We start from the raw sequence: 6,108 nt of genomic DNA, 5'->3' as shown, positions 1-6,108 counted from the left end.
TGCGCTTTGGTGGCATCCATGAATATCGACTGGGAGAAGCTCCGCCACAAGTAACGGAGCTAACAGGAGACCAGCAGATCATTTTGGAGGTATTGGGTGAGCGCTATCGGCAAATTTATTCCTAAATCAGGTGCGGAATGTCGGCTCAAATTAACTTTTTATTTTTCAATGTTGATAAATAGCTTCTTAATTGTAGGGTCTCGTACCAAGGTTATTTATCTCGTGGACCGCTTTGGGCCCCAGGGAATATTGGCATGAAGGCGCCTCTTTTGGCACTGACAATTGTCACGATGCCCCTATATATCGCCCTCGTATGAACCCTGTGGCACGTCAGAGATCTCGGTGGGGATAAAGTTGAGTCTTCTGGAACGCGGTGAAATTAGGTGGCTACGGGGATCGGGAAAAAGCCGCTATCTGATCCTCTGGTGTGAGAAATAAACGGCCAAGGGGGTGATGTTCTGGATGTGCGGCATGTGTGAACTCGTGACGACATTGCCACTTCGGTATATTTTCTGTCCCGAAACAGGGAGTGTTTATTTTGCCTGCAAGGTGGAGAGTTTCTGGTTCAGGGACTCAATCTCTTTCTGATATCGGGTAGTGACCGATTGCATCTCTGCCGAGACATTGCGGGATCTTGCCTTGTTCTCCGTGATCTGGGTCATCTCGTTGTTCATCTTCTGCTTTTTGGCCTCGATCTCGGTGCGCAGCGCCTCGGCCTGGCGTTGTTTCTGGCCGTTCGCCAGGCTCTGCTCTATCTCCCGGGTCTGGTTGGCCGCCTGCTCCACCGCCTCGGGGGAGGGGGTATAGACATTGAGTGCCATGGGTTTGGCGTCGCTGCTGCAGGGGATGTCACTGAAGGTGATCTGCCCATCGCGGGCGCATTGATAGACTGCCGCCTGGACAACGGGGACGGTGGCAAGCCCCAGGCAGGTGAGAGAGATGACCAGCATGCGTGACATAGACTCCTCCTTGAATACTCTTCCTTGCACACTAGTACATGGCGCAAGGTCAGACAACGGCCTCGTTCAGGGTGTGACATTCCGGTCCTCACGTCGCCTCTCTCTGGTCCATGGCGGGGAGATCTCCTGCGCAATGGGTGTGCCATGGCGGCATAAAGCGACGGATCCCTGCCTGTTTCCCCGCAGTTCAACACATCAGAGCACCATAACGGGCCGCAATGAGGTATCTTATGCCCCGATTTCATCCATCAAACGGATAAGAGACAACACATGATCATCAAACCCAAGGTTCGCGGCTTTATCTGCACCACCACCCACCCGGTCGGTTGTGAAGCCAATGTTCGTCGCCAGATCGCTTACACCCAAGCCAAGGGCGCCATCGAGAATGGCCCCAAGAAGGTGCTGGTGATCGGCGCTTCCACCGGCTATGGTCTGGCCTCCCGCATTGCCGCAGCCTTCGGCAGCGGAGCTGCCACCATCGGTGTCTTCTTCGAAAAGCCGAGCTCCGAGACCAAGACGGGCTCCGCCGGCTGGTACAACTCCGCCGCCTTCGACAAGGCCGCCAAAGAGGCCGGCCTCTACGCCAAGAGCATCAATGGCGATGCCTTCTCCCACGAGTGCCGTGCCAAGGTGATCGAGCTCATCAAGCAGGATCTGGGTCAAATCGATCTGGTGGTCTACTCTCTGGCCTCTCCGGTGCGCAAGCTGCCGGACACCGGCGAAGTGGTGCGCTCCGCCCTCAAACCCATCGGCGAGGTCTACACCTCCACCGCCATCGACACCAACAAGGATCAGATCATCACCGCCACCGTCGAGCCGGCGAATGAGGAAGAGATCCAAAGCACCATCACCGTCATGGGCGGCCAGGACTGGGAACTGTGGATGGCGGCTCTGCGCGATGCGGGTGTGCTGGCTGACGGCGCCAAGTCCGTGGCCTACTCCTACATCGGTACCGACCTGACCTGGCCCATCTACTGGCATGGTACCCTGGGGCGTGCCAAGGAAGATCTGGACCGCGCCGCCACCGCCATCCGTGGCGATCTGGCTGCCAAGGGGGGGACCGCCCACGTGGCCGTGCTCAAATCCGTGGTGACCCAGGCCTCCTCTGCCATTCCCGTGATGCCGCTCTACATCTCCATGGCCTTCAAGATCATGAAGGAGAAGGGCATTCACGAGGGCTGCATGGAGCAGGTGGACCGCATGATGCGCACCCGCCTGTACGGCGCCGACATGGCGCTGGACGAGCAGGCCCGCATCCGCATGGATGACTGGGAGCTGCGTGAAGACGTGCAGCAGACCTGCCGTGATCTCTGGCCCTCCATCACCACCGAGAACCTCTCCGAGCTGACTGACTACACCGGCTACAAGCAGGAGTTCCTGCGCCTGTTCGGTTTCGGCCTGGACGAGGTGGACTACGATGCGGACGTGAATCCGGACGTGCAATTCGACGTGGTCGAGCTGTAAGTCGGTCGTCAGCACAGACAGGGCCCTGCGGGGCCCTGTTTTTTTGCAGCAGACTCAACCTGTTGCCTCAGGTTTATTATCCGCGATCACCTTTTTCCCCGAACAAACCCGCTAGGCTTGCGCTGTCCGGATCACAGACGGCACCGCCGAGGTACGAAAGCCATGACCACATCCCATGAGGCGCCCAAGAAGCGCCAGCTCCCCACGGTTTATACCCTGCTTTTCATCATCATCGCCCTGATGGCGGCCCTCACCTGGGTGCTGCCGGCGGGAAAATACAACTATGTGACGGCCAAGACCCAGCAGCCGGTGGCTGCAGCGGCCGTGGCCGACTACAGCGGTGACGAGCGACTGCTGCCGGTACCCGGCAGTTACACCGAGCTCCCCTCCCAACCCCAGGGGGTATTCGATGTGCTCAAGGCGCCCATCCAGGGCTTTCACAAGGCGGCGGACGTAGCACTGTTCGTACTCATCATCGGCGGCTTTCTGGCGGTGACCATGCAGAGCGGGGCGCTGGATGCCGGGGTCGGGGCCATAGTGCGTACCTTCGCCGGGCGCGAGCGGCTGCTCATCCCGGTGCTGATCGCCCTGTTCGCCCTGGGTGGCTCCACCTTCGGCATGGCGGAGGAGACGGTGGCCTTCTGGGCACTCATCGTGCCGGTGATGATGGCGGCGGGCTTCGATCGCATGGTGGCGGCCGGGATCATCCTGCTCGGCTCCGGGGTCGGGGTGCTCGCCTCCACCGTCAATCCGTTTGCCACCGGCATCGCCTCTGGTTTCGCGGGTATCCCCATCGGTGAGGGGATAGGGCTACGGGTCATCCAGTGGCTGCTGCTGGTGATCTTCGCCTCCTGGTTCGTGATGCGCTACGCCAGGCAGGTGCAGCAGGACAAGTCCCGCTCCGTGCTGGCCGATATCGTTTATGACGACGAGTTCTCCCAGATGAAGAGCGGCAACCTCGCCTTCAGCGGCAAGCAGAAGCTCACCATGCTGGTCTTCTTCGGCACCTTCCTGCTGATGATCTATGCGGTGGTGCCCTGGTCGGATCTGGGCATTGATCTGTTGCCCACCCTGGGCTGGTGGTTCGACGAGCTCTCCACCCTCTTCTTCAGCGCCTCCATCCTGATTGCCCTCATCAACCGGATGCCGGAGTCCAACTACGTGGCGACCTTCCTGAACGGGGCGCGGGATCTCATCGGGGTGGCCCTGGTGGTGGCGGTGGCGCGCGGCATCTATGTGGTGATGGAGCACGGCGTCATCATCGACACCATACTGCATTGGGCCGAGGGGCTGGTGAGCGGACTGTCGTCGTCGGTCTTCATCCTGATGGCCTATCTGGTGCACATCATCCTGAGCTTCTTCATTCCCTCCACCTCGGGGCTCGCGACCGTCTCCATGCCGCTGATGGGACCGCTGGCGGACTTCTCCGGCATCTCCCGGGATCTGGTGATCACCGCCTATCAGTCCGCCTCCGGCTGGATCAACCTGTTTGCCCCCACCGCCGCCCACCTGGTGGCGGGGCTGGCGCTCGCCAGGATCCCCTACGATCGCTTCGTGCGCTGGGTGCTGCCCTTCATCATCGGGGTGGCTCTGATCACCATGGTGGTGCTGGTGGCCGGGGCCCTGCTCCACGGCTGATGGCGCGGATAGAAAACGACAGACAACAAAAAGGCTCCCGCGGGAGCCTTTTTCATGAGTCTTGCTTACTGCTTGTAGCCCTTGAGGAAGCGGGCGAGGCGACCGATAGCCTCTTCCAGCTCCTCTTCCCGGGGCAGGAACACCAGGCGGAAGTGATCCGGTGCCGGCCAGTTGAAGCCGGTGCCTTGCACCAGCAGGAGCTTCTCCTGCTGCAGCAGGTCGAACACCATCTTCTGGTCATCGCGGATGTCATACACCTTGGGGTCGAGGCGCGGGAACATGTAGAGCGCCCCCTTGGGTTTGACGCAGGAGACCCCGGGGATCTCGTTCAAAAGCTCCCAGGCCTTGTCCCGCTGGCGACGCAGGCGACCCCCCGGCAGGATCAGTTCGTTGATGCTCTGGTAGCCCCCAAGGGCGGTCTGGATGGCGTGCTGCATGGGCACGTTGGCACACAGCCGCATGGAGGCCAGCATCTCCAGTCCCTCGATGTAGCCCTTGGCACGACCCTTGGGACCGGTGATGACCATCCAGCCCTGGCGGAAGCCGCAGGCGCGGTAGGCCTTGGAGAGGCCGTTGAAGGTCACCACCATGACGTCGTCGCACAGGGTGCAGACGCTGGTGTGGGAGATGTCGTCGTAGAGGATCTTGTCGTAAATTTCGTCGGCGAAGATGATGAGGTTGTGCTGACGGGCGATCTCGATCACTTCAAGCAAAAATTCGCTGCCGTAGACGGCGCCGGTCGGGTTGTTGGGGTTGATCAGCACCAGGCCGCGGGTGCGCGGGGTGATGCGGGCGCGGATGTCGTCGAGATCCGGATACCAGTCAGCCCCTTCGTCACAGCGGTAGTGCACCGCATGGCCGCCGGAGAGGGTGACGGCCGCGGTCCAGAGCGGGTAGTCGGGGGAGGGCACCAGCATCTCGTCGCCGTTGTTGAGCAGCGCCTGCATCGCCATCACGATGAGCTCGCTCGCACCGTTGCCGATGTAGATGTCGTCGATGTCGACCTTGCGCATCCCTTTTTGCTGGTAGTACTGCATCACCGCCTTGCGGGCCGAGAACAGCCCCTTGGAGTCGCAGTAGCCCTGGCTCTGGGGCATATTGAGGATCACATCCTTGATGATCTCCTCCGGTGCTTCGAAGCCAAACGGGGCCGGATTGCCGATGTTGAGCTTGATGATGCGGTGACCTTCGTCTTCGAGACGGCGAGCTTCTTTGTGCACCGGGCCGCGGATGTCATAGCAGACATCGTCGAGCTTGTGCGACTTGTCGATAGTGAACATGGTGAGCGTGATTCCTTCCCCGTGGGGCGCGTTGGCAGAAAAGCTGTTTTTAGTATCAAATTTCTCTGCCCCTATTCTTCACAGAATTGAATGCTAGAACAATCTAATTTATGGAATAAATCCCTGATATTTACCCCTGAAACAGGGTTGTTGAAATGTTAAATTCAGCATGATCGTTTGCCTCTCTTTGGTAGATCAGTGAAAGATGAGGGGCAGATTCATAAAGCAACATGAGTGTATTGAAATATCTCCCCCATCTGGCACGATTGGCTGGGGTAAAAAAGCCCCGACCCGTCGGTCTGCCAGGGGAGCACGCAGGCACGGGGGCTCATCTTTCCGCTCTCGAGGTTCACTCATGCAGGCACCCGCCACCGGTCGCTACCGCCATTTCAAGGGGGGCTATTACCAGGTTCTGGCCCTGGCCTTGCACACCGAAACCCAGGAGCAGCTGGTGATCTATCAATCCGAACAGGATGGTCAGGTCTATGCCCGCCCCGTCGCCATGTTCATGGAGTGGATTGAACATCAGGGACAGGTGGTGAGCCGCTTCACGCCGGTGGCCTGAGGCAGGCTTGGCGACATGAAAAAAGGCGCCAGAGGCGTAATGCCGATCAGTTAAGAATCCATTGACCGATCCTCAGGCTGTGTAAGAATCCGAAACTCCTTGTTGGGTTTCGGATTTTTTTATGCGTATCGACCAAGCTCTCGACTTCATTCACGCCTGTCCTCCCGGAAAGTTTGAGTCCCTGTCTGACCTGCTGTCACCT

At 59.4% G+C, this 6,108-nt stretch carries 5 protein-coding genes; 3 read left to right on the top strand and 2 right to left on the bottom strand.

Translation table 11 applies throughout. The features are described from left to right. Nucleotides 1-533: 533 nt before the first annotated feature. Nucleotides 534-959, bottom strand: coding sequence for a DUF4124 domain-containing protein (locus J9889_RS14290; protein ID WP_104455716.1), 426 nt, complete (start codon nucleotides 957-959; stop codon nucleotides 534-536). A 270-nt stretch (nucleotides 960-1,229) separates the two neighbouring features. Here J9889_RS14290 and fabV point away from each other — a divergent pair, with 270 nt between their 5' ends. Beyond that, complete coding sequence (gene fabV, locus J9889_RS14285; RefSeq protein ID WP_041212832.1) at nucleotides 1,230-2,423, top strand: enoyl-ACP reductase FabV; 1,194 nt, start codon at nucleotides 1,230-1,232, stop codon at nucleotides 2,421-2,423. Nucleotides 2,424-2,585: 162 nt separating this feature from the next. Further along, entirely contained in the window at nucleotides 2,586-4,061 is a 1,476-nt protein-coding gene (locus tag J9889_RS14280) for a YfcC family protein (protein WP_109113039.1), read from the top strand. 65 nt (nucleotides 4,062-4,126) lie between these two features. Here J9889_RS14280 and J9889_RS14275 read toward each other — a convergent pair whose 3' ends face one another. After that, complete coding sequence (locus tag J9889_RS14275; RefSeq protein ID WP_005302243.1) at nucleotides 4,127-5,341, bottom strand: pyridoxal phosphate-dependent aminotransferase; 1,215 nt, start codon at nucleotides 5,339-5,341, stop codon at nucleotides 4,127-4,129. Between the two features lie 355 nt (nucleotides 5,342-5,696). Here J9889_RS14275 and J9889_RS14270 point away from each other — a divergent pair, with 355 nt between their 5' ends. After that, nucleotides 5,697-5,906, top strand: a complete 210-nt coding sequence (locus J9889_RS14270) for a DUF1653 domain-containing protein (RefSeq protein WP_010674028.1) — start codon at nucleotides 5,697-5,699, stop codon at nucleotides 5,904-5,906. Nucleotides 5,907-6,108 lie beyond the last annotated feature (202 nt).

This window comes from Aeromonas sp. PrichA-15 (genome assembly GCF_017939245.1).
Classification (GTDB): Bacteria; Pseudomonadota; Gammaproteobacteria; order Enterobacterales; family Aeromonadaceae; genus Aeromonas; species Aeromonas caviae.
Note: the sequence above shows the minus strand (reverse complement) of the source record. Positions and strands in the feature narration are given on the sequence as shown.